General features: G+C 65.9%; 1 protein-coding gene. It reads left to right on the top strand.

Annotation, left to right across the window (positions count from 1 at the left end; translation table 11 throughout):
- On the top strand, positions 1-1,271 hold a 1,271-nt coding region (locus ACT531_RS21715; protein ID WP_476018761.1), incomplete at both ends, for a putative bifunctional diguanylate cyclase/phosphodiesterase.

Here is a 1,271-nt window from a genome sequence, read left to right as displayed (position 1 = left end):
GCCGAGCAAGAAATCGAACGCCTGGCCTTCTACGACGCGCTCACGGGCCTGCCCAACCGCCGCCTGCTCCTGGACCGCCTGCAACGCTCCATCGCTGCCTGCCAGCGCACCAGGAACCTCGGCGCCCTGCTGTTCATCGACCTCGACAACTTCAAGGACTTGAACGACACCCTGGGCCACGACATGGGCGACCAACTCCTGGCCCAGGTCGCCGCCCGCCTGGTGGGCAGCGTGCGCGAAGCCGACACCGTCGCCCGCTTTGGCGGCGACGAATTCGTCGTCATGCTCGAAGCCCTGGCCCCCGACCTGCAAAACGCCGCCACCCAGGCAGAAACCGTCGCAGAAAAACTCCTGGCCAGCCTGAACCAGCCCTTCAACCTGGACGGCGCCCAGCACTACAGCACCCCCAGCATCGGCATCACCCTCTTTGGCGACGAACGCCTCACCGTGGACGAACTCCTCAAGCGTGCCGACCTGGCCATGTACCAGGCCAAAGCTGCAGGCCGCAACACCCAGAGATTCTTCGACCCCGACATGCAGGCAGCGGTGAACGCCCGCTCCAACCTCGAAGCCGACCTGCGCCAGGGCCTGGCCCGGGGCGAGTTGCTCGTGCACTACCAGCCCGTGGTCGACCACCACGCCCGCCTGCTGGGCGCAGAAGCCCTCGTGCGCTGGCGCCACCCCCAGCGCGGCATGATCAGCCCGGCCGACTTCATCCCCCTGGCAGAACAGACCGGCCTCATCCTCCCCCTGGGCCAATACGTGCTCCAGACCGCCTGCGAACAACTGCAGCGCTGGAGCCAGCACCCGGACACTGCCCACCTGTCCATCTCCGTCAACGTCAGCGCCCGCCAATTCCGCCAACCCGGCTTCGTGGCCGAAGTGCTGCAAACCTTGAAGAACCACAACGCCGACCCCCGGCAACTCAAACTCGAACTCACCGAAAGCCTGCTGCTGGGAGACATCGAAGACACCATCGCGCGCATGGTGCAGCTCAAAAGCGAAGGCGTGGGCTTTGCACTGGACGACTTCGGCACCGGCTACTCGTCCCTGTCCTACCTCAAGCGCCTGCCGCTGGACCAGGTGAAGATCGACCAGAGCTTCGTGCGGGACGTGCTGACGGACCCGAACGACGCGGCGATTGTTCGGACCATCCTGGCGCTGGCCAAGAGCCTGGACCTGGAGGTGGTGGCGGAGGGGGTGGAGACGACGGGGCAGCTGTCGTTCCTGAGGCTGCATGGGTGCGAGGGCTTCCAGGGGTATCTGTTTGG

The sequence above is a fragment of the Acidovorax sp. DMC1 genome, from assembly GCF_056314325.1.
Note: the sequence above shows the minus strand (reverse complement) of the source record. Positions and strands in the feature narration are given on the sequence as shown.